General features: G+C 66.1%; 23 protein-coding genes. 10 read left to right on the forward strand and 13 right to left on the reverse strand.

Annotated features, from left to right (window positions below; translation table 11 throughout):
• Positions 1-51 precede the first annotated feature (51 nt).
• Genes THPRO_RS08350 through THPRO_RS08370 form a run of 5 tightly spaced genes read left to right on the forward strand, consistent with a single transcriptional unit; the run spans position 52 to position 3,784 of the window.
• Positions 52-933: a branched-chain amino acid ABC transporter permease gene (locus THPRO_RS08350; protein ID WP_038090394.1), complete on the forward strand. Its 882-nt coding sequence runs from the start codon at positions 52-54 to the stop codon at positions 931-933.
• Complete coding sequence (locus tag THPRO_RS08355; protein WP_065089490.1) at positions 926-1,849, forward strand: branched-chain amino acid ABC transporter permease; 924 nt, start codon at positions 926-928, stop codon at positions 1,847-1,849. Before THPRO_RS08350 ends, THPRO_RS08355 begins: the two co-directional genes overlap by 8 nt.
• Entirely contained in the window at positions 1,839-2,552 is a 714-nt protein-coding gene (locus tag THPRO_RS08360; protein WP_038090393.1) for an ABC transporter ATP-binding protein, read from the forward strand. The genes THPRO_RS08355 and THPRO_RS08360 overlap by 11 nt, the downstream gene beginning before the upstream one ends.
• On the forward strand, positions 2,549-3,268 hold the full coding sequence (locus tag THPRO_RS08365) for an ABC transporter ATP-binding protein (protein ID WP_038090390.1): 720 nt from the start codon (positions 2,549-2,551) through the stop codon (positions 3,266-3,268). Before THPRO_RS08360 ends, THPRO_RS08365 begins: the two co-directional genes overlap by 4 nt.
• Before the next feature lie 30 nt (positions 3,269-3,298).
• Complete coding sequence (locus tag THPRO_RS08370) at positions 3,299-3,784, forward strand: GNAT family N-acetyltransferase (RefSeq protein WP_038090387.1); 486 nt, start codon at positions 3,299-3,301, stop codon at positions 3,782-3,784.
• 127 nt (positions 3,785-3,911) lie between these two features.
• On the opposite strand, the gene THPRO_RS08375 is transcribed toward THPRO_RS08370, so the two are convergent.
• The gene (locus THPRO_RS08375; protein ID WP_145930765.1) at positions 3,912-5,015 is read right to left on the reverse strand and encodes a DUF6630 family protein; all 1,104 of its coding nucleotides are present in this window, start codon (positions 5,013-5,015) and stop codon (positions 3,912-3,914) included.
• A complete protein-coding gene (locus THPRO_RS16655; RefSeq protein ID WP_145930767.1) occupies positions 5,012-5,308 on the reverse strand; it encodes a hypothetical protein in 297 nt (98 codons plus the stop codon). Before THPRO_RS16655 ends, THPRO_RS08375 begins: the two co-directional genes overlap by 4 nt.
• 373 nt (positions 5,309-5,681) lie before the next feature.
• Here THPRO_RS16655 and THPRO_RS16660 point away from each other — a divergent pair, with 373 nt between their 5' ends.
• On the forward strand, positions 5,682-6,638 hold the full coding sequence (locus tag THPRO_RS16660) for a hypothetical protein (RefSeq protein WP_145930769.1): 957 nt from the start codon (positions 5,682-5,684) through the stop codon (positions 6,636-6,638).
• Between the two features lie 16 nt (positions 6,639-6,654).
• Positions 6,655-7,251: a hypothetical protein gene (locus tag THPRO_RS08385; protein WP_052064365.1), complete on the forward strand. Its 597-nt coding sequence runs from the start codon at positions 6,655-6,657 to the stop codon at positions 7,249-7,251.
• 981 nt (positions 7,252-8,232) lie between these two features.
• On the opposite strand, the gene THPRO_RS08390 is transcribed toward THPRO_RS08385, so the two are convergent.
• Positions 8,233-9,513, reverse strand: coding sequence for an ABC transporter substrate-binding protein (locus THPRO_RS08390; protein WP_065089492.1), 1,281 nt, complete (start codon positions 9,511-9,513; stop codon positions 8,233-8,235).
• Positions 9,514-9,822: 309 nt separating this feature from the next.
• Between THPRO_RS08390 and THPRO_RS08395 the strand changes: the two genes are divergently transcribed.
• From THPRO_RS08395 to THPRO_RS08405, 3 genes are all read left to right on the forward strand, one after another.
• On the forward strand, positions 9,823-11,007 hold the full coding sequence (locus THPRO_RS08395; RefSeq protein WP_038090376.1) for a hypothetical protein: 1,185 nt from the start codon (positions 9,823-9,825) through the stop codon (positions 11,005-11,007).
• 68 nt (positions 11,008-11,075) lie between these two features.
• Positions 11,076-11,984 (forward strand): cupredoxin domain-containing protein, encoded by a 909-nt coding sequence (locus tag THPRO_RS08400; RefSeq protein WP_038090374.1) that lies wholly within the window; start codon positions 11,076-11,078, stop codon positions 11,982-11,984.
• Positions 11,981-12,529 carry a cytochrome b/b6 domain-containing protein gene (locus THPRO_RS08405; protein ID WP_052064364.1) on the forward strand — a complete coding sequence of 183 codons (549 nt, stop codon included), beginning with the start codon at positions 11,981-11,983 and terminating at the stop codon, positions 12,527-12,529. Before THPRO_RS08400 ends, THPRO_RS08405 begins: the two co-directional genes overlap by 4 nt.
• Here THPRO_RS08405 and THPRO_RS08410 read toward each other — a convergent pair.
• The 10 genes from THPRO_RS08410 to THPRO_RS08450 all read right to left on the reverse strand — a co-directional run bounded on the left by THPRO_RS08410 (position 12,526) and on the right by THPRO_RS08450 (position 22,047).
• Complete coding sequence (locus THPRO_RS08410; protein WP_038090372.1) at positions 12,526-13,317, reverse strand: phosphodiesterase; 792 nt, start codon at positions 13,315-13,317, stop codon at positions 12,526-12,528. The two genes, THPRO_RS08405 and THPRO_RS08410, sit on opposite strands and share 4 nt — an antisense overlap.
• Before the next feature lie 16 nt (positions 13,318-13,333).
• The gene (locus THPRO_RS08415) at positions 13,334-14,401 is read right to left on the reverse strand and encodes an ABC transporter ATP-binding protein (protein WP_038090370.1); all 1,068 of its coding nucleotides are present in this window, start codon (positions 14,399-14,401) and stop codon (positions 13,334-13,336) included.
• Positions 14,398-15,183: an ABC transporter permease gene (locus THPRO_RS08420; RefSeq protein ID WP_038090368.1), complete on the reverse strand. Its 786-nt coding sequence runs from the start codon at positions 15,181-15,183 to the stop codon at positions 14,398-14,400. Before THPRO_RS08420 ends, THPRO_RS08415 begins: the two co-directional genes overlap by 4 nt.
• Positions 15,180-16,124, reverse strand: coding sequence for an ABC transporter permease (locus THPRO_RS08425; RefSeq protein ID WP_201786965.1), 945 nt, complete (start codon positions 16,122-16,124; stop codon positions 15,180-15,182). The genes THPRO_RS08420 and THPRO_RS08425 overlap by 4 nt, the downstream gene beginning before the upstream one ends.
• Positions 16,124-17,251: an ABC transporter substrate-binding protein gene (locus THPRO_RS08430; RefSeq protein WP_065089493.1), complete on the reverse strand. Its 1,128-nt coding sequence runs from the start codon at positions 17,249-17,251 to the stop codon at positions 16,124-16,126. The genes THPRO_RS08425 and THPRO_RS08430 overlap by 1 nt, the downstream gene beginning before the upstream one ends.
• A 241-nt stretch (positions 17,252-17,492) precedes the next feature.
• Positions 17,493-17,660 (reverse strand): hypothetical protein, encoded by a 168-nt coding sequence (locus THPRO_RS17115; RefSeq protein WP_169817948.1) that lies wholly within the window; start codon positions 17,658-17,660, stop codon positions 17,493-17,495.
• Complete coding sequence (locus THPRO_RS08435; RefSeq protein WP_038090366.1) at positions 17,657-18,382, reverse strand: COG4280 domain-containing protein; 726 nt, start codon at positions 18,380-18,382, stop codon at positions 17,657-17,659. The genes THPRO_RS17115 and THPRO_RS08435 overlap by 4 nt, the downstream gene beginning before the upstream one ends.
• Before the next feature lie 25 nt (positions 18,383-18,407).
• Positions 18,408-19,466 carry an ABC transporter ATP-binding protein gene (locus THPRO_RS08440; protein WP_038090365.1) on the reverse strand — a complete coding sequence of 353 codons (1,059 nt, stop codon included), beginning with the start codon at positions 19,464-19,466 and terminating at the stop codon, positions 18,408-18,410.
• Positions 19,463-21,040, reverse strand: coding sequence for an ABC transporter permease (locus THPRO_RS08445; RefSeq protein ID WP_052064362.1), 1,578 nt, complete (start codon positions 21,038-21,040; stop codon positions 19,463-19,465). Before THPRO_RS08445 ends, THPRO_RS08440 begins: the two co-directional genes overlap by 4 nt.
• On the reverse strand, positions 21,037-22,047 hold the full coding sequence (locus tag THPRO_RS08450) for an ABC transporter substrate-binding protein (protein WP_038090362.1): 1,011 nt from the start codon (positions 22,045-22,047) through the stop codon (positions 21,037-21,039). Before THPRO_RS08450 ends, THPRO_RS08445 begins: the two co-directional genes overlap by 4 nt.
• Positions 22,048-22,202: the final 155 nt, after the last annotated feature.

Here is a 22,202-nt window from a genome sequence, read left to right on the forward strand (position 1 = left end):
CCGGCCGCAGCCCGCAGCGGCCGGACCGGTCCCCGCCGAGGAGAACAACACGTGGGTCTGCTTGAATACGCGCTGCTGGCTGGGCTGCTTTACGGCCTGTATTTTGCCCTCGTGGCCGCCGGCCTGAACCTGATCTTCGGCGTCATGCGCATCATCAACCTCGCGCATGGCGACTTCCTCATGCTCGGCGCCTACGGCGCGTTCTATCTCTACCACCTGATGGGCTGGAGTCCGCTGTGGGCGGTGCCGCTGACATTCGCCGCCTTCCTCGCGCTCGGCCTGCCGCTGTACTACCTGCTGGTGCCCCGACTGCAGCGTTCCGGTGACCCCGAGATGCGCTCCTTCATCCTGTTTTTCGGGCTGTCGCAGATTATCGAGGCGCTCGCCGTGTTCGCCTTCGGCAACGACCAGCGCTCGATCCCCGCCAGGGTCTTCGGCAATCATCCGGTGCACCTGCTCGGACAGGTCTACCCGCTCGCCTGGATCCTCAGCGCCGTCTTCGGCCTGCTCGGCATCGTCGCGCTCTACGCCTATCTGTACGGCTCGCCGCTCGGCCGAGCCACGCGCGCGATCATGGCCAACCCCGACGAGGCCGCGATCACCGGCATCGCGGTACAGCGCATATCGGCGCTGACCTTCGGCATCGGCATCGCGCTGGCCGCGCTGGCCGGCATCTTCAGCCCGTTCATGGTCGGCGCGATCCAGCCCGATCTCGGCGTGGGCATCACGCTGATCTCCTTCGCCATCGTCGTCATCGGCTCGCTCGGCCATCCGCTCGGCACGCTGGTGGGCGGCCTCGTCTACGGAATCTCGCTCATGCTGATGCAGACCTATCTGCCCTCGTGGTCGCAGATGCTGCCCTTCGTGCTGCTCATCGCGATCCTGCTGGTCCGCCCCGGCGGCCTGCTCGGCAAGGGGGTGCGCCGTGCTTAGGCGCTGGCTGCCCTCGCTCGCGATCCTCGCGTTCACCGGCCTCGGCTTCGCGCTGGCACCGCTCGCCTACAGCAACCAGTTCCTGCTGTTCAACATGATGATGTACATGGCGCTGGCGCAGGGGCTGAACATCATCTACGGCTACACCGGCTATCTGCCCTTCGGCTACGTCGGCTTCTTCGGCGCCGGCGCCTACGGCGCGGCCATCATCATCACCTTCTGGCACTGGCCAGCGCTGCTTGCGGTGCTCGGCGGCGGGCTGGTGGCGGTGATCTTCGGGCTGCTGCTGACACCGCTGTTCCGGCTTTCCGGCGCGTATTTCTCGATCGCCAATCTGGCCGCCGCCGAAGCGCTGTACTACCTCGTGGCCAATCCGCACATGACCACGCTCACCCAGGGGCCCTATGGCATCAACCTGCCCCAGGCCTACGCGCCCGACCTGGCCTACGCCACCATGCTCGCGATCCTGCTGTTCGCCGTCGGCGCCGCCGCCTACCTGCGCCGCTCGCGCTTCGGGCTCGCGCTCGCGGCCATCCGCGAGGATGCCGTCAGCGCCGGCATGGCGGGCATCGACGTGGTGCGCGCGCGGGCCGTCGCCTGGCTGCTGTCGGCCTTCATCGCCGGTCTCGCGGGCGCCGCCTACGGCTGGTACATCTCCGTGTTCTATCCCGACACCGTATTCGCGCTCTCGATCACCGTGTTCACCATCGTGTTCGTGCTGTTCGGCGGCCAGGGCACGGTGCTCGGACCGCTGATCGGCACCCTGCTGCTCTACGGCGCGTACAACGTGATCGGCATTTCCAATCCACAGTACTTCCAGCTCGCCTACGGCATCCTGATCGTGGTGCTGGTGCTGTTCCTGCCGGCGGGTCTTGCCTCGCTGCTGCGCCGCAGGAGAACCGCCCATGAGCGCTGAACCGCTGCTCGAGGTCGCCGGGGTGCACAAGGCCTTCGGCGGCCTCAAGGCCCTCAACGGCATCTCCTTCATGCTCGCCCCCGGCGAGGTGCTGGGTCTTGCCGGCCCCAACGGCTCCGGCAAGACCTCGACCATCAACGCCATCACCGGCCTGTTCCGGCCCGACGCCGGCGACATCCGCCTGATGGGCAAATCCATCACGCGGCTGCCGATGCACCGCCGTGCGCGCCTCGGCATCAACCGGACCTTCCAGGTACCCAAGCCCTTCGCCGGCCTGAGCGTGCGCGAAAACATCGAGGTCGCCGCGCATTTCGGCGGCGGCGACAGCACCGACCTCGACGCCCTGCTGGGCCGCCTCGACCTCGCGGCCGCCGCCGACCGTCCCGCCGCCACGCTCAACAGCGGCCAGCAGAAACGCCTCGACCTCGCCCGCGCGCTGGCCACCACGCCCCGCGTGCTGCTGGTCGACGAAATCGGCGCCGGCCTCAACCCCGAGGAACTGCGCGCCATGGCCGCGCTGCTGCGCGAGCTCGCGGCCGAAGGGCTGGGGCTTGTGGTGGTCGAACACCTGATGGACTTCCTCGGCGAAGTCACCGACCGGGTGGTGGTGATGAACGCCGGCGCCGAAATCTTCGGCGGCACACTGCGCGAGGCCGCCGACGACCCGCAGGTGGTCGAGATCTTCCTCGGGAGGGGCGCATGAACCCGCTGCTCGAAATGCACGACATCGACGCCGGCCACGACCGTCTGCAGGTCCTCTGGCAGGTCGGGCTGCACATCGACGAGGGCGAGACGGTGGTACTGCTCGGCGCCAACGGCGCGGGCAAGACCACGCTGCTGCGCACCCTGGTCGGCCTGCACCCGCCGTGGGCCGGCTCGATCCGCTTCGCCGGCGAGGACATTGCCCGCATGCCCAGCGCACGCCGCATCCGTGCCGGCATCGCCTACATGTCCGAACTCGGCGTTTTCCCCGACCTCAGCATCGCCGACAACCTGGCGCTCGGCGGCTATTTCCTGCCCGCCGCCGAGCGCCGCGCACAGCAACAGGCCATGTTCGCACGCTTCCCCGACCTCGCCCGCCGCCCGCGCGCCGCCGCCGGCTCGCTCAGCGGCGGCCAGCGCAAGATGCTCGGCGTCGCCAAGGCGCTGATGGGTCGCCCCAGGCTGCTGGTCATGGACGAACCTTCGGCCGGACTTTCGCCCAAATTCGTGGATGAAGTCATCGGCATCCTGCGACAGGCGGGTGGCGACGGCCTGGCCATGCTCATCGCCGAACAGAACGTACGCTTTCTCGACCTCGCCGACCGCGGCGTCGTGCTCGACGGCGGCCGCGTGGCCGCCGCCGGCCCGGTTGCGGCCCTGCGCGAGGACGACGCCGTCCGCCGCGCCTATTTCGGCATGCTCGCAGCCTCTCAATGACGCCCGGCCGCCCACACACCGGAGACAGACATGATCGAAATCGTCGAAGCCGACTTCGCCTCGCCCGAACAGGCCGAGACCCTCGTCACCCTGCTCGCGCGCTACGCCGAAGACCCCATGGGCGGCGGCGAACCGCTGCCCGAACGCACCCGCGCCGAACTGGTCCCGACCCTGCGCGAACGCCCCGGCAGCCACGCGCTCATCGCGTACGTCGACGGCCAGCCCGCCGGCCTGCTGATCGCCTTCGAGGGCTTCTCCACCTTCCAGTGCCGCCCGCTGCTCAACATCCACGACGTCATGGTCGACGCGCCCTACCGAGGCCGCGGACTCTCCACCCGCCTGCTCGCCGGCGCCGAAACCATCGCCCGCCGGCTCGGCTGCTGCAAGCTCACGCTGGAAGTGCTGGAAGGCAACGAACCTGCCAAGGCCAGCTACCGCAAATTCGGCTTCGCCGGCTATCAGCTCGATCCGAGCATGGGACGCGCGCAGTTCTGGGAAAAGAAGTTGCCGTGTTGAACGCGCAGTCGGTCACCACCTACGCGCCCCGCATCGGCCTTACATGAACGCGCCGGCTTACCCTCAGAGCGGATCTGACGGCACAAGACCTCCAGACATGGAAAAAGGTGACGCGGCAGCCTGACGTTCAAAGCTGAGGGTCGTACCAGAATTGCACCTTGAACCACCCTCCGAGCAGCGTCACGTCACCCTCATCGAACATCGGCAATCGCGCGACGTCATCGGCGCGGACCGCAAAAACACGATAGGCGTCATCACCCACATTGATAAAGGTGAGCCTAACGCCCTGTTTCTCCAGATGCCGCCCGGCGACCGTGATTTTTTCCCGAATGTAGCCGCCGCGCTCGATTTTGCTGAAATCGAGACCGCTCTCCCATTCTTTCAAAAACCCTGGGTCCAGCGCCATCTTACCCATACCAATCATGCGATCGGAAACCCAGTCTTCGAATTCACCAGGCTCATCCTCACCAGCCCAATCCAACAATAGACAACAACCTGTTTTTTCCGAAAAACACAGCAATAGTTCAAGGTCGGAAGACAAGGCGCTGACATCATGAACCATCTCGTCCCGGCCCATGCCGCAGGACACCCCTGTTTCCGATTTCGCGAACGCTGCAGGATTCTCTCTCATGTCGGCTCGATAACAAGAAAATTCCGCATACTTATTTTCCAGGAGAATCTCTGCGAGCCTTAAAAATTTTTCCTCCGTTACCGGATATGAGGTGCCTGTCGCCACCTCACCCGCTGCAGATGCGTGAGCATCTTCCGTTTCTGGCGCAAGCCGGACAGCCTGCATGACGTTTAACAGCATCTTCCTGAGATTGCGCCTCAATGACCACCAAAGCCACAGTTTCTTGACCCTGAAAAACAAGAAGACCGCCACCACCACCATGATCACGAAATTGATTGACGACTGCACAGCCATCAACTGCATGAACGACATCAGCATCAATGTGGACAGAATCGCTGTATTCAACAGAATACGACCACCATTCAAGCCATAAAAAAACCGCGACAGGTCACTCAATCTACCCAGGGAGAATTCTTTCTCTCCAGCCCAGTCATAGAGCGAAACCGGTCTTGAATATATTTGGCCGCCACGGCTTAACGACATATAAACGACCGTCACATCAGCATTGTCGTTCACAGGGATTGGTTCGCCGATATATTCCAGAGGCACATATTCACCCACCCCCGTCACAAGCGTATATTGACGTTTTTTGCCTTTCATCGGCACGAAGATGCTTCGCATACGAGACAGAAAGCCCTCCCGCTTAACCCAGCCATACCGCGAATCATCGGATGTCCCGTGATTTTTTTAATCATGCCTCGAATGCATTTTACTTCGAACGCAGGGGTTTTGATCGTGTATTGTTTCATTCGCGCATCCAGCAAGAAGTTGACTGAAATATTACGGCCACCTATCCGCCTATTTGCCACCATCCGATCCAGATAAAAACTTTCAGAAAATCCAAGCACCTTTTCTTTTTTCACCAGATGCCTAACCACGCCAGCCGCGATCATCTGACACCCATCGTCAATCATCGCTGCGTGTCACGCTCCAGACTGACACCCAATATCGAGCGAACCACCAGCCACATGCCTATGAATTGCCGATTGGTCCGCGCGGAAGCTTAGCATCGGCGCATGACACCAGCATTCTTTATTTACCTGCTCATGAGACAGCGGGCATACGCCAAACAATGCTGTAGCGGTCCGACACGACCTCGTATATGCTCCGCTAGCATCGTCCAGATAGCGCCACTTACCGGAGCGAACGCGGATGACAACATGCCCTCGCAACCCTCTGTTTCTAGCGTTTTTCCTGGCCTCGTCCACCCTGGCCACAATACCTGCCGCAAAGGCGCAAAGCGAATTATCTGACCGATTCGAATGCATGATCGCGCAGATGTCGTTCATGCCGATCGTCGATGATCTCGGGACCGCCGCAAAAACCGATAACACCACAACAGTCGGCCAAAAGGTGTATGGCAACGCAGCCAGTCCATCCGCCTACTGGATCGCGCAGAGTTCCAGCGCCGTCGCTACCCTTGTAAGCGAGACCTCAGATCCAGTACTAAAACGCGAGCTCCAGCAGCTCGGAGACGTAATAGACAAACAGAAAGGCCATGCCCGCTTCGTCAGCAGCCCCGTACTCGCCCATAATCTGACCCAGGTCTACAACTGGCTGCAGACCCATTGCCCAACGACGAACAAGACCAGCCCCACCGCGCAACCCTCTGCCATGAGTGGCGCCGACATGGGTCCAGGACTAACCTCGGTCACACCAGCTGTGCGACCGGGCCCCATAGCCAAGCCCATTCCTGTAACGCGCGAGGCATCCGACGCCCCTGGCATGCCCCTGTTTTCCGAGATCAATCCCGCCAATGCTGCCATTCTGCTCTCGGCAAAAGGTATCCAGCTGGTCAGCACGCCCACCCCGGCCGATATCCAGGTGATATTCGATCCGAACGGCCCATACGGCGCGCTACTTTTCAAGGAAATGCAGGCCGCATATCCGTTCCTGCCCGTGCGCTGGGTTCCCGTGGGCGTATTCGGCAACAACAGCATCGAGAAGACCGCAACGCTGCTGGCCTCAACCGACCCGATCTCCGCGCTCGAAACTGATCTACAGCAATTCAACAACCACGCAGCCAACGGCGGCGGACTCATCGTCAACCCACAGGCACCACCTCTGCCCGCGGAAACACAGCGTCTAGGCAAAGCCATGCTTGTATGGGGCGGATTCACACCGATGGTTGTCTTTCGCGATTCTCAAGGTCGCTGGCTGAGAACCGGTGGAGCGAGTCTCGTAGTTATCAAGAGCGTCCTGGCACGCGCCGCAAGCCAATAACTCAGAAATCGACACCATGTCGCCATTTTACAAATCGCTTCCGCTACTTATCTGCGCGATCGCATCCTTGACGTCGCTTTCCGCCAAAGCCGACGGTAAACAATTCATCGCTCCCGGCTTGTGGCGCATCGCGTCTCATATCTACGGGCCGCTGGGCGCAGTGCATGTCCTGACGCAGGATGAGTGTTGGGACAAAAATGGGCGTTCCTCCCAGGGCACCTACCTACTCATGCCTTCGCCATCGGCCTCCCAGGTCAACCTGACCTACAAGATATCCACCAGCGGACTGACATCCACCGTGCATACCCACGCGGAATTTCCTGGACCACATCTGCGTGGCGCACTGGACACCCTCATGATTTTCTCGGCGATAGGCGACGCCATGCACACTGCGACCATGAAGGGCACCGCCTCGGTAACCTACGAAGGTAAAAACGCCATTCTTGACGTGCATGCCACGCAAACTGGCTACTTGATTTCAAGCACATGCCCGCTCATGCTCCCGCCCAGCAAAATGGAAACCCTGAAACCCAGCCATTTGCCCGCACTTGACGCGCTGCAGAAACTCGCCAAACAGCTTCAGGCCGAAGACCCTCACCCAAATTCGCCCTGATCTGCCATCTCGGCACGTCGTTGTGAGCACCATGAAATCGCCAAAGACGCCACCCATCGGCGCGGCTGCTGCCAAGCGCGCGCTGTCGAAGAAGCTACCGTATTGAGTGAGCGCCGGGCATCACGCCCGACACCTAAACCGTTTCTGCCTGGTTAACGACCGTCGGCATGATTTCACACACCTTCAGTGACGGAGTCCTTTCATGGCTTCGGGGCAGGCGCGCGAGCAATTCCGTTCGGCGCATTCTGCGCCTTGGCCCACTGGGGTTCGTGCAATTGTCGCTGACGCCGATTTTTTCTTTTGACGAACAAAAGTCACCAAATAAATTTGCCCCGCACAGCCGCATCCCGAGAAGCAAGGCGACGAGGGGATAGAAAACCGTGGAGCGCGTGCAAACTCGTAGCGGAAAATCTTTTGATTTGAGTTCCCGTTACGCCTTGCCTCGCCCGTGCGCGCCGACGCGAGGTCGAGCGGCAGGACGTCGCCCGAGCTGGCTTCGCACGAACGGCGAGTGCCTGCCATGCCCTAGTCGACGTGTGCGGGCAAAGTTCCTCTGCAGGAACAAGGCGTTTCGGGCGCATTTCTTTGCCCGATTCCTTTGGGCTGGCAAAGACAAAATCGTTAGGGACGATTTTGCGCGTTCGCCCGGCGGGAGGCGAGACGCAGGGATGCGTCGAACAAACCGGGTCGGCGCATCGCCAGCGAGATCGAACACGAAAAGACCGATTCGCACTCGAAACCACGCGCTGAAGCCTGGCGTTTTTTGGGATATTTTTCTTTATTTGATAAATAAATTTATGCGCATGACCACGACAATAATAAAATGATGCCACGCAGGACCCGGCATCAAAATCATGCGCCGCCTATCAACCGATTCATATTCATAGCCGACCCGGTACCCGCAATTCACCACGGTCATACCAGGCAAAAAAACGCCGGACGGCTCGGAGCCGCCCGGCGCTTTCGCCCATCTCCCCGATCTTAAAGCTTGTGATGCTTGACGATGCTGTCGACTTCGTCGACGCCGAGGGTCTTGTAATAGTCTAGCTTGCCACCCTTGACCCTGCCGATCACCACCGGATTACTGACATCGCCGTACTGATCGATGCTCAGCGCGCCGGTTACGCCGACGTAGTGGATCTTCTTGCCCTGGGCGATGGCCGCGAGCGCGGCCTTGAAGCCGGCCGGCGTCGGGTGCACGATCAGCCCGCCGGGCGCGGTGATCTCGCGCGCGGCGGCGAAGATCTTGTGCGCGTCCTGGGTGCCCGCCTGATCCATGGCGAGCAGGGTGATCGCCATGGCGTCATACGAGTTGGTGTCGTAGGGGATGTGCGGAGTGCGCTTGTAGGCCATCTCGAAGTTCTTGCGATACAACTCGTACCACGGCGTTTTCACCGCGGCGTCCTTGACGGTCCAGCCGCCGTCGAGCAGCTTGCCGCCTGATTTTTCCACGAAATTCTCCGTGGCCACCGAGTCGGCGAGCAGCACGTGCTGCGGGCCACCGGCCTGCAGCCAGTCGCGCAGGATGGCCTGGCCGCCCTTGGGGTGCGCAAGCAGGACCAGCGCCTGCGGCTTGTCGCGCAAGGCGTCGGTGACGATGGACTGGTAGTCCGGCTGGTCGCTGTTGTAGGGGATCAGCCGGGCCTTGCCGCCCATGGCTTCGAAGGCCTTGATGGTTTCCTTGGCGTAGGTCACGCCGAAGGCGTTGTTCACGTAGACGATGGAGACGTGCTTCCAGCCGGCCATGTGGCGCGCCACGTAGGCCACCACCGGTCCCTCGCCGCCGACGGACATGACGCCGCGGTAGAACAGGCCCTTGGTGTAGCCCTTCTTGGCCAGTTCGGTGAATGAGGTCGAGGCCGCACTCGGGGACACCAGCAAGACCTTGGAGGGCGCGGTCACGCTGCGCAGCTCGGCGATGGTGGTGCCGCTCGAATTCGAACCGAAAATCACGCGCACGCCGCGCAGATCGATCAGCGATTTGGCCTGGTTGACCGCGACGGAGGGCTCGGTTTCGGTATCGGCAACGATCGGCTTGATCGTGCAGCCGCCGACACCGCCGGCGGCATTGACGTCCTTCACCGCGAGCTGCGCCGAACGCAGATTGTCCTGTCCGATCTCGGCCATCGAGCCGGTCAGGGCGAGCAATACGCCGATGTTCACGGAGCAGGCCGCGTGGCTCGCGCCGGCGGCCAACACCAGGGCGAGGCCGCCGACGGCAGCGATGCGACGCGCCAGACGTCCCTGTGGATGTTTCTTCATGCGTTGTTCCTCCCGATTGAACGGCGCGAAACCGGGCGCCGATAGTCCAGCGCATGACAAAGCAATCCGCGGGCCAACCCCGCGCACGGCGCCGCGGCGTCATAACCGTCCGGTATGACGCCGGCCGCGCCCAGATTTGGTGCGCATCGACGGCACGCGCCCGTCCGCGACGCACGCCGCGTCATCGGTCTACCGATATAAGCCAAACGAAATAAGTTTTTCTGGCGCGGCAATTAGTCACTGTCGAGGGCGTCGTGATTTTGAGAATTTAATCGCCCCATTAACCCCTGCCAGGAGAATCCGTGCATCATGCCGAGTACGCTACCCCGCCATCGCCACTTCCGCTCGCGGCCCGCCCGCGTCCTTCACGCACTCGCCGCGCCGCTCGCCCTTGGCGTGCTATGCGCCGCCGGCCCGGCACAGGCCGATAACGGCTTCGGGCATCTTTCTTCCAGCTCCGTGCTCGTCGGCACCTATCAACACACGCCCGGCACGCGTGACGCCTATAACGCCCAGCTCGACCTGCTCGGCCATTACGATGCCGGCCCCGGCGAGCTGCAGTACGAGCTCAAGGCCGGCAGCACGCCGCTCTCCGACGGCGTCACCGCCCGCTACCCCGAGGCCAACGCGCTGGCCGGCGAGACGCTCAGCCCCGGCGGACACGGCCGGCTGGCGATCACCCAGCTCTATTACGCCATCGGCGTCGGCGGCGGCGAGCTCGATGCGGGCCTGATCTTCCCAGCCAACTACATCGACACCAATCCGGTGGCCGACGACGAGTACCACCAGTTCATGGGGCTGAGTTTCGTCAACGACCTGACCATCCAGATGCCGGTCTACGTGCTCGGCGGTACCTACAGCCACCCGCTGAACCGCACGTTCGGCATGCTCGCCATGCTCGCCAGCACGCGCGACCTGTACGGGCATAACTACCCCAATCTGCTCGACGGCGGCGCGAGCGACCGCGGCAGCTTCGGCGACCTGGAACTCGACTGGCAGCAGGGCGGCCTGCAAGGCAATCTCGGCGCCTGGGTCAACACGGCTCACGACGTCACCACGCCGCCGCTGGCCACCAACGCGATCCCGGCGCCGACCCAGACCTTCACCCGTCATCACGCCTGGGGCGTGTACGGCAACTTCGGCGGCCGCGTACCCGACACCGGGGTGCAGTGGAACCTGCGCGCCGGCTGGGCCAACCCGAAGGCCTCGCTGGCCAGCAATTTCGTGTCGATCCAAGCCGACGACACCTTCGCCACGCCGCTGCTGCCGGGCGGCCGCAAGCTGACCGTCGCCGCCGGCGTGTCGCGCACCGGCGCCTCGCCGGATGCCATCGGACCGACCGCGCCGCTGATCCAGGCCGAAGCCTATGTGCGCACGCGCCTGGTGCAGTCGCTTTACGTCAGCCCGGACGTGCAGTGGATACGGCACACCCAGTTCCTGCCCGATCAGCACGGGCAGTGGATCGAAGGCGTGCGCGTGGGGCTGCAGTTCTGAACCACGCCCGTGCGCACGCCCGAACGCACCCGCCAGCGGCGGGTCAAAACCATCCCGGAGGAAATGCCATGAGCGACACCGCATCACCCGCCCGCCCCGGCGCCGGCCCCTGGCCGATGATCACGCTGATCGTGATCGTGCTGGCCGCCATCGCCGTCGGCTGGACCTATTTCGCGCTCGCCGGCCGCCAGCCGCAGCTGCCCGGCCAGCCGTTCTGGACCGGACGCAAGAGCGCCGACTGGGACGGCAACATCCGCTTCGAGCAGACCGGGTTCAGCCAGATGAACGTGCAGCTGGTGCTCGGCAGCACCCTGCATTTCACCAACCCGACCCATCAGCCGCTCGATCTCGATATCGTCACCTGGCAAGGTCAGAAGGCGGCGACGCTGAAGATCCCCGCCGGCGGCAGCGCCGACTGGAAGCCTGCGCAGGACGGCATCTACGAGTATTACGACGCGCAAACCACACAGTTCGGCACCTTCCACGTGCCCGGCTCGGGCTCAGCCAAGGTGCAGCAGGTGGTCGCGGCCAAGGGCGCGCCGCATTTTCCGGCGCCGGCCTACGGCGTGGTGGCGGTGACCGATGCAGCGGGCGGCGGCGTGCCGCTGAGTGCCAAACCTGAAATGACCGTACCGGGCGGCACCATGACCTACGTGCCCTTCGTGCTGGTAGTCAAGGCCGGGCAGACGATCCACCTGACCGACAACGACGGCATGGACCACTCGTTCTACCCCGGCAACTATCCGGTGATGTTCGACGACCACGGCCAGATACGCTTCTACCACGACGCCTTCCGCGGCTTCACCATGCACAAGAACGGCGGCAAGGCCGAGTTCACCTTCTACCGCCCCGGCCTGCACCACATTCTGTGCACCATTCACTCCTACCCCTGGCGTCACACCTACCGTTCGCATCATTTCTACGGCGGCTACCCCTACGTGATGGATGCCCTGGTGCTGGTGGAGCCCGCCGCATGAGCGCCGTGCACGAACGACCGGCCGCCTACCGGGCGCTGCACTGGGCGCTGGCCGCGCTGGCCGTCGCCCAGTGGGGCGACGGCTGGCTGTTCGTGCACGATCAGGCACTGCTCGGCGCCAAACCCTTCGCGCTGGGCGTGCACGCCAGTCTCGGCGCGCTGACCTTACTGTGTGCATTGATGCTCGGCGCGTGGTGGATCGCTCGGCGCGGCTGGCGCGCCGCGCTGACGCGCGATGCCGGCCACTGGATGGGGCCGGTCGCCGTCGCCGTGCACGCGGCGATGCTACTCGCGATCGGCGCCGAAGCGGCGCTGGGGCTGTTTGGGCTGACACTGGTGGGCACGCCGGTGCGACTGTTCGGGCTGGCCCTGCCGACCGGCTCCGGCGCGCATTACGCCCTGGGGCTCGCGCTGCTCGCCTGGGAGCGCCATGTCGGCGTGCTGCTCGCGCTGCTGGTCGGCCTGCACGTGACCGCAGCGCTCTACCATCACCTGCGGCTGCACGACGACGTGCTGCGCCGCATGGGGCCGCTGGGACAGGATTAGCCGCCGCGCACCGGCACCCGCTCGCTGCGGTCGAGGTAGTCGTGGAAATGCACGGTGACCTGCGCCTCGTCGAGCAGGACCACGGCATAGGCCGGCGGCTCGTGGCTGAAATAGCGCTCTTCCTCGGCCTCGAAGTCGAGCAGGGTCTGGTGCGCCGTGGCTCGCAGGGTGGTGAACGACACGCCGCGCCAGCCGCCCGAAATCGGGCGATGCACATGCCCGAAGAAGATATGACGCAGATCGCCCGCCGAACGCAGTGCCGCGCGCGCCTCGCCGGCATTGTCGATGCCAAGCACGTCGCACGAGGGCAGGCCCACGTCGAAGGGCGGATGGTGCATGAAGGCGTAGACCGGACGCTGGCCTGCGTCGGCCAGCGCCTCGCGCAGCCAGCGTTGCCGGGCGGCGCAGTAGTGGCCGACGTGGCGGCCGTCGGCCACCGTGTCGAGAAACAGCAGGCGGCCGGCCTCGGTGTCGCGCCAGGACTGCACGAAACCCTCGGCATCCACCGGCGTTTCCGGGAAGGCCTCGCGGAAACGGCCGCGATGGTCGTGATTGCCGATCACCAGCTGCAGCGGGATCGACAGCGCGGCCAGCGACTCGCGCAGCGCGTGATACGCCTCGGTTTCGCCGCGATGCACCAGGTCGCCGGTGATCACGCACAGCGCCGCGTCGCGGTGGTGGGCGTTGATGTCGGCGATGCAGGCGTCCAGACGGGCGCGCGGGTCGAGCGCGTAGAGCGTCTGCCCCGGCGGCACGAAATGCGTATCGGTGATCTGGATGAGTTTCATACGCGTTGCGGCGGCGTCAGGCATCGAGCACGTGCGGCGCGTCGGGCGCCCAGGACACGCTCACCTCGGCGCCCACCGGGAATTCTCCGGCCAGCGCGCCAGGCACGTCGGCAAGCAGGGTGATCGCCTCGTGCACCGCCACCTGGACGCGCGTCACCGCGCCGAGGAAGGTGTGCTCCAGCACCTGCCCCGCGAGCCCCGCCGGCGCATGGGCGCCACCCGCCTGCAGCGACACCGCTTCCGGCCGCACGAACACCGACACCGGATGCCGCACCGGCAGGCCGCAGGCGCGCGCGGCCGGCATGCGCACGCCGAGAATCTCCACCAGCCCCTTTTCGGGATCGGCCACGGCGGCATCGAAGCGCGTGGCGGTGCCGATGAAGCCGGCGACGAAGGCGTCGGCAGGATCGCGGTAGATCGCCGCCGGTGTGTCGAACTGCACCAGCCGGCCGCCGTGCATCACCGCCACGCGGTCGGAAATGGACAGCGCCTCCTCTTGGTCGTGAGTCACGAACAGCGTGGTGACGCCGGTCTCGCGCTGGATGCGGCGGATTTCCTCGCGCAGCTGCACGCGCACTTTGGCGTCCAGCGCCGAAAGCGGCTCGTCGAGCAGCAGCAAGCTGGGCTGGATGGCGAGCGCGCGCGCCAGCGCCACACGCTGCTGCTGGCCGCCGGAAAGCTGGTGCGGATAGCGGTCGGCGTGCGCCTCCAGGCCGATCAGCGACAGCAGATCGGCCACGATGGCTTGCTGACGCGATTTCGGCAGCTTGCGCAGGCGCAAGCCGAAGCGGATGTTCTGCGCCGCGGTGAGATTGGGGAACAGGCTGTAGGCCTGAAACACCATGCCCATGTTGCGGCGCTCGGCCGGCGTGTCGGTCAGGTCCTGGCCGTCGACCCGGACATGTCCCGCGTCCGGCCGCTCGAAGCCGGCGACGATGCGCAGCAAGGTGGTCTTGCCGCAGCCGCTCGGACCGAGCAGCGATACGAATTCGCCCGCCTTGGCGGCCAGCGTGACCGACTGCAGCACCTGCGTGCCGCCGAACGACTTGCCCACGCCGTCGACGTGCAATCCCCCGGTTTTCAACGTGCCCCTCCCAGTTGTACCTGCCCGCGCCGGCCGGTGATCAGAATGCCGGCCATGGCGAGCCATGTCATGACGAAACTCAGCAGGGACAGCGCCGCGGCCTCTGTGCCCGAGGTCTGCCCCACGTAATTGATGTAGACCGCGAAGGTGTTGAACAGCAACACGTTGGCGAAGGTGAACTCGCCCATCACGATGGCCAGGGTCAGCAGCGTGGCGCCGACCAGGGTGCCGATCAGATTGGGCAGAATGGCGCGCAGCATCAGCGTCGGCCAGTTCGCGCCCAGGCTCTGCGCCGCCTCGCTCAGGGTGCGGATGTCCAGGCTGCGCATGCCCACGTCGAGCGCGCGGTAGGTATAGGGCAACGCCAGGATCACGTACGCCACCACCAGGAAATCCGGCGTGCCGACCAGCCACTGCGGGCCGGTGTATACGCTGGCCAGCCCCTCGACCAATGCGATCGGCGGCACCACGAAGGGCAGCACGGCGAGGAATTCCATCAGCGGGCGCAGGCGCTGCGCGCGCAGCTGCACCCAGTATACGGTGGGTACGAGCAGCGCCAGGCTGATGAGGATGGTCAGTAGCGCGAGGCGCACGGAAAGGCCCAGCGAGTCCCAGAAGTCGGACGACTGCAGCAGCGTTTCGTAGGCCGAGAAATCGTAGCGGTCGCCGCCCGCCCATAGGCTGAAGCCGCCGGTGGCCAGCAGCGGCACCATGAAATACAGCCCGGCAAGGCCGAGCACCCAGACCCGCCAGCCCGGTAGCAAGCGACGCAGCGCGCTCATCGCTGCCACCGTGAAATGCGCCGCTGCAACAGCGCGTAGGCTCCCATCGCCAGCGCCATGACCGCGATCATGCCCAGCGCGAGCGCCTTGCCGAGCTGCGGCGAGGACATCACGTTGCCGGACAGCACGTTGCCGATCTCGATCGGCACGAGGGCGATATTGCCGGAAGTCAGGGCATAGGGCGTCGCGTAGGCCGCGAAGGCATTGCCGAAGAGCAGCACCATCGCCGCCAGCGTGGACGGCATCAGGATCGGCAGACCGACGTAACGCCAGTACTGCCAGGGCGTGGCGCCCAGGTTGCGCGCGGCCTCGCGCCATTCCCGGCGCAGGGCCTGCACAGCCGGGCTGATGATGATGACCATCAGCGGAATCTGGAAATAGAGATAGGTCACGGCCAGGCCCGAAAACGAAAACAGGCTGAAGCCGGTGGCGTAAAGGTCGAAGCCCATGCGCTGCAGCCATAGGGTCAGCAGCCCCATGGTGCCGAGGGTCGAGACGAAAGCGAAGGCCAGCGGCACGCCCGCGAAATTGGCCGCCACGCCGCTGAACGAGGTGACGGCGGTGCGCAGCCAGTGCGGGCTGCGCGGCGAGACAGCGAGATAGGCGATCGCCAGCCCGCAGACGCCGCCGATCAGCGCCGTCACCAGACTCAGCTCCACGCTGTTGGCAAAGGCGGTGGCGTAGCGTTGCGTCAGCAGCTCGCGCACGTAGCGCAGGGTCAGGCCATGTTCGCCGCGGAACGCGCCGACCAGCACCTCGGCCGAGGGCAGCAGCAGGAAGGCGACGATATAGACGAAGAACGCCGCCACCAGCAGCCTCTGCAGGGCGCGCGCCAGGCCGTCGCCCAGCCGCGAGCCCATGGGAGGCGCCAGACCGTCGGTGGGCGAAACGGCGGGCACGACACCCGCGGCCGCCGTTTCGGCCCGATCTGGCGATGACATCAGGTGCGGACCATCTTCTGCCACAGCTTGCCCACCGTGTCCTGCGCCTTCTTGGTCTGCTCGGCGTTGGGGAAGCGGACGTTCTTGTAGGGCTCGCTCGGGGGCAGCTCGGCCATCAGCGACTCGGGGATCACGCCGCGCGCGACCATGTCGTTGAAGCGCGCCGGATGTGCATAGCCCTTGAGGTAGAGCAGCTGGCCTTCGTCGGAGTAGATGAAGTCCTGCCAGAGGCGCGCGGCGCTGGGATTGGGCGCGAAGCGGCTGACTGCCTGGCAGTAGTAGTTGCCGAACACGCCGGTCTCGGGAATGCGCACGTCGATGGCGACGCGGCCCTTGAACTTCTTGCGGTAGGCCAGGTTCAGGTAGTCCCAGTCGACCGTGATCGGGGTCTGGCCGCTCTCCAGGGTGGCCGGACGCGCAGCGATCGGGATGTAGTTGCCACGCTTGGCGAGATCGGCGAAGAACTCGATGCCGGGGGTGATGTCGTCCAGCGAGCCGCCGTTGCCGAGCGCCGCCGCCCACACCGCGCCGAAGGCCGCACCGGCACGCAGCGGGTTGCCGTTGAGGGCGATCTGGCCCTTGTATTCGGGGCGCTTGAGATCATCCCAGCTATGCGGCACGTGCTTGACCACGCGGGTGTTGACGCCGAAGGAGATGACGCCGAAATAGTCGCCGTACCAGTGGCCTTCGGGATCCTTCATGCCCTCGGGAATGCTGTCCCAGGTGGGCACCTTGTAGGGCACGAACAGGCCTTCCTTCTGCCCGATCAGGGCAAACGAAGGACCGACGTCGACCACGTCCGGCGCGCGCGACTGGCCCTTGAGCGTGCGGATCGCCTGCAACTCCTCGGCGGAACTGGCGTTGGGCGACGCGCTGGTCACGCGCAAACCGTACTTGTGGTGGAACGCCGGGATGATCTCGCCGTAGTTGGCCCAGTTCGGCGGCAACGCGATCACGTTCAGACGGCCTTCGTGCCTGGCCGCCTTGATCAGCGCCTCGTCGGTGCCGGCCGCCATCGCGCGCGAACCCAGACCGGGCAGCAGCCCGCCCAGGGCGCCCGCACCCAGCGTGTAGACTCCCATTTTCAGAAATGCGCGGCGCCCGCGCTGCTGCTCGTTCTGCGACATGATACAGCCCCCTTGTATGCCCGGTTGGATGTGGAAGAGACCGCGCAGCCTACTCACCGACCATGACGATTCGATGAAACATCGATGATGTCCTCGTCACGGCATGGCGACAGCCGTCCTGGACCTGCAGTCCGCGCATTATAAGCAGTATCAATGCCAACGCGACGGGAAACGACAGGCGGGCTTGCCGCCTCGCCGACACGGCGCGGCGGCTGGTTCCACGGCGGATGCTGCGTGCGTCTCAGTGACGCGCGAGCCAGGCTGAGCCGGCCAGCAGGCACAAGGGCAGTGCATAGCCGGCCAGGGCGGCCCAGGGGCTGTGCAGCAGCGGCCAGGCCACGGCCAGGCTGGCGCCGACCACGGTCAGGGTGCGCCAGTCGCCGAACAGGGTCTTGAACAGGGCCTTCATGCGGCACCTCCGATGGCGGCCGGATCGCGGCGCAGCAGGCGGGTGAGCAGCCAGCCGCCGCCCAGGTAGAAGGCCGCCAGCAGCAGCAGGCTGGCATCGCCCAGCGGCCACGCGTAGCCCAGCGATTCCAGGGTCCAGAAGCTGCCGAAGGCGGTGATCATGCCGCCGACCACGAACTTCATGGTGTTCTCGGGCACGCGGCGCAGCGGCCGGTGGATGAACAGGCCGAGCAGCACCACGCCGAGCAGCGCGACCACGGCCGCAGCGGCGGCGAGCAGGGTGCGGTGTGTCGGCGCGCCGAGCGCGACCACAATCAGCCACACCTCCAGCCCCTCCAGCAGCACCGCCTTGAAGGCCACCAGCCAGGCGCCGCGCGGGCTGTCCTCGGCCAGCTGCGTCTGCGCCTTGGCGAAGGCCTTGTCCTCGTCGTGCAGCGCCTTGAGGCCGGCGCCGCGGGCGACCGCCTTGCCCAGCCAGCGAATGCCGAACAGCAGCAGGAAAACCCCGATCACGCCCTGCAGCCAGGGCAGTTCCAGCCCCGCATGCAACGCACCGCCGGTCGCCGCGGTCATCGCCGTCAGCAGCAGCAGTGCCGCCGCCGCCGCGCCGAGCGCGCTGCGCCAGCCGATGCTCAGGGCCACCGCGAGCACGATGGTAAAGGCTTCCACCCATTCGACCGTGGCGGCCAGCCAGGTGGCAATGACGACTCCCCAGAACGACATGATTACTCCTTGCGTGTTTTTCGTATCAATCGGTAGTTTGACGAGACGGTGCGGGCGCGAAGATGAAGGCCTGCTCCGGCTCGATGCGCAACCGCGCCTGCGCCGGCGGCGGCGCGTCCTCCAGGCTGACCAGCGGCTGGTCCACGCCGGGCACGCGCCAGTAGACGCGGTAGCGACCCGCCTCGAACACGGCATGCAAGCACTCTGCCGGCAGCCCGTCGGCCGCGCCGTTGGCGCGCACGCCCTGCGGTCGCACATACAGCGCGCCGTGGCCGTTGAGCCCGGACTGGCGATGATGTGCCGCCACATCGACCCCGGCCAGCACGATGCCGGGCCCGCGCAGATCGCCCTCGAAGCCGCCCTGGGCGCCGGTGAAGCGCGCCACACCGGGCGTGGCCGGGGCGCGGTACAGCGCCTCCGGCGTGTCGAACTGCACCAGCCGGCCGCCTTCGAGCACGGCCACCCGGTCGGCCAGCCGCCAGGCGTCCGCCGGATCGTGGCTGACGAATAGCGCGGCGACCCCGGCCTCGCGCACCACCCGGCGGATCTCCATCCGCAGCTGGTCGCGGGTGTCCACGTCCAGACTGGACAGCGGTTCGTCGAGCAGCAGCAGCCGCGGGCGCACCGCCAGCGCGCGGGCCAGGCCGACGCGCTGCTGCTGGCCGCCGGAAAGCTGATGCGGACGCTTGCCGGCGGCATGCGCCACACCGACGCTTTCGAGCAGTTCGCGGGCACGTTCCTCGCGCCGCTTTTCGCCGCGCGGGATGGCGGCGGTCACGTTCTCCTGGCAGCTCAGGTGCGGCCACAGCGCGTATTCCTGGAACACCATGCCCAGACCTCGGCGCTCGGGCGCGACGAAGCGGCGCTCGGCCGGGGCGTCCACGCAGTTGCCGTCGATCTCGATGCGCCCTGCATCGGCGCGCTCCAGTCCGCCGACCAGGCGCAGCAGCGTGGTCTTGCCCGAACCCGAGGCGCCGATCAGGACGACGAACTCGCCGGGTGCCATGTCGAGATTCACGTCGTGCAGCACGGCATGTCCGCCCAGCGACTTGGACAGGCCTTCGATTTTGACCGATGCGTTCATGCGGTAACCCTCCGCGCCCCGACGGGCAGCAGCAGATAGGCGACGACCCCGGCGAGCGCGACCACGGCGGCGGTCAGCGCGAAGCCGCTGAGCGCGAGCCGCGCCGCGGCGTGGAAATGCAGGGTCTGGTTGAGACGGACGATGGCCACGCCCAGCGGTTCGCGACCGGGCGGGTACAGCAGCTCGGACACCGGCAGCTCGAACAGGATGAAGCCGAAGGCCAGCAGCCAGCCGCGCAGCAGCGGCGCGGCGAGCAGCACGGCCTCGATGTCGAGCACGCGCGCGGCCCACGGCAGGGCATGCAGGCGCGCGGCCTCGCCGAGACGGCGGTCGATCTGCGCCACCGGCGACTGCAGCAGACGCGTGAGCATGGGCGCGTAACCCGCGGTGTAGCCGAGGATCAGCAGCAGCGAGGTGCCGTAGAGCGGCAGCCAGGGCGTGTTGAAGGCCATCAGGTAGGCCGCGCCGAGCACCAGCCCCGGAATCGCCATGTTGCTCAGGGTGAACAGCTCGATGCCCACGGCCAGCCCCTGCCCGCTGCGGTTGGACGCGCGCGCCAGGGTCACGGCCAGGGCCAGACTCGCGGTTGCCGCGAGCACGGCGAAACCGGTGGAGTTGAACAGGCTGGCGTAGTCGCCGGCCCAGTCGTGTCCGGCGAGCGCCGAGGCGACCAGGGCGAGACCCGGCGTCAGCAGGCCCAGCCCCCACAACACTCCGGCCAGGAGCAGGATCGCCCCGTGCAGGACACGTCCCGGCGGCGGCGGCGCGGCATGCCGCGCGCGCCCGTGCACCAGCACCGCGCTGTGACGGTGATGCAGGGAAAGGTGCAGCAGCGCGCCACCGGCGGCCATCGCCACCACCACCCAGCTCAGCCGCGCGGCGCCGGCGAAGTCGAGCGGCGAGGTGCTCAGGTGCTCGTAGATCGCGTAGGTCAGGATGGGCATGCGCAGGTGTGCGCCGAGCGTGGCCGGGATGCCGAACTCCTGCACGCTCTCGATGAAGGCGATGACGAAGCCGGCGGCCACGGCCGGCAGCGCCAGGCGCAGGGTCAGACCTGCCCGCCGGGCAAGCGGCAGGGCATGCACGCGCATCGCCTCCTCCAGCTCGCGGCCCATGCCCGCCCAGGTCGGGCGCACCACGAAGGCGCAGAACGGCAGGGCCTTGAGCGCGAGCAGGGCGACGATGCCGAACGGGCTGAAGAACAGCGCCGCGGCCAGGCCATGCCGCAAACCCTGCTCGCGAAACACGATCTGCCAGCCGGTGGTGAGCAGGTAGCTTGGGGCCAGGAAGATCAGCCACAGCGCGGCCGTCATGGCGTGGTTCAGCGGCGAGGCGCGCCGCTCCAGCAGCCACGCGATGGCCGCGCCGAGCGGCGCCGCGATGCAGGCCGCGCCCAGCGCGAGCAGCGCGGTGTTGCGCACGGCCACCAGCAGGCCGTTCAGCCATCCGTGATCCGACGCCGACGCGGTCGCGAACGGCAGGGCGAGAAAACGCAGCAGCGGATAGGCGAAGAACAGCGCCAGCAGCGCGACCAGCAGCAGGCCGGCAATCCGGCGCGACCAGGTCGTCGTCACTGACCGAGCACCGTGCGCGTGAACCACTGATTGATGGTCGATTCGAGCGGGCCCCACTGCGGCGGCGGCACGCTTTCGAGGTGCAGCGTGGCCGGGTCTGGAATGCGCTTGTCCGCCGGCGCGTCGGTGGTCACCGGCCAGTACAGGCCGTCGGAACCCTTGTCGCGCATCGCCAGCGCCTGGCCCTCGGGGCTCATGACGAAACGGATGAAGGCGGCGGCCGCGCGTTTGGCCGCGGGCGACAGATGCGGCGCCTCGACCATCACGCGCGGCAGGATGAAGGCCGGATCGGGCACGCTGACCGCGATGTCGGAGCCGGGCTTGTCGGCCAGATAGTAGGCGGCCGAGGACTGCACCATGGCGATCTTGATCTCGCCGCTCTTGAGCGCCGCGAGCGTGGTGCTGTTGGTGCGGTAGACCTGCAGGCCGTTCTGCTTGAGCGCCAGCATGAACTTCTGACCCTGCGGCCAGCCGCCGGCGGTCTGCAGCATGCCCGCAAGCAGCGGGTAGGTCGGCCCGGACACGGCCGGATTGTTCATGCCCACCGCATTGCGGTAGGCCGGGGTCAGCAGACCCTGCCAGCTCGCCGGCGGCGCCAGGCCGTCGCGGCGGTAGGCGAACACGCCGGACAGGGTGTAGCCGGTGGGCACGTAGGCGCCGTTGCTCGGCAACAGCTTGCGGCCTTCACTGTTCCACGACACCTTGGGCAGGACGCCCTCGGCCACCAGACCGGCCTTGTCGAGGCCGGCGGCGGCAGTGGCGCCGTCGAACCAGGCCAGCGTCCACTGCGGACGGGCGGCCTCGGCGGAAACGCGCGCGATCAACGGCCCGGTGGAGGTGGTGATCACGGTGACCGGAATGCCGGTCTTCTTGGTGAAGGCCCTGGCCACCGCGGGACCGTAGTCCACCGCGTTGTACAGCACCAGGGTCTGGCGGGACTGCGGCCAGAGTATCCACACGGCGGCCGCCGCCACGGCCACGACCACGATCAGCACCAACTTGCGCATGCCTTGTACCTCTTCATCGTTTCACGACGCACATCGCGCCAAATCCTGCCGTTCCCGCACCCGCCGCACCCGCCGCACCCGCGGCCGGGACGGAATGCCGCCGACGCGCGCGCCGGCGACGAAAATTCGTTGTGGGCCGGTCTTCCCTGACGCCC

It is taken from the genome of Acidihalobacter prosperus (assembly GCF_000754095.2).
GTDB lineage: Bacteria > Pseudomonadota > Gammaproteobacteria > DSM-5130 > Acidihalobacteraceae > Acidihalobacter > Acidihalobacter prosperus.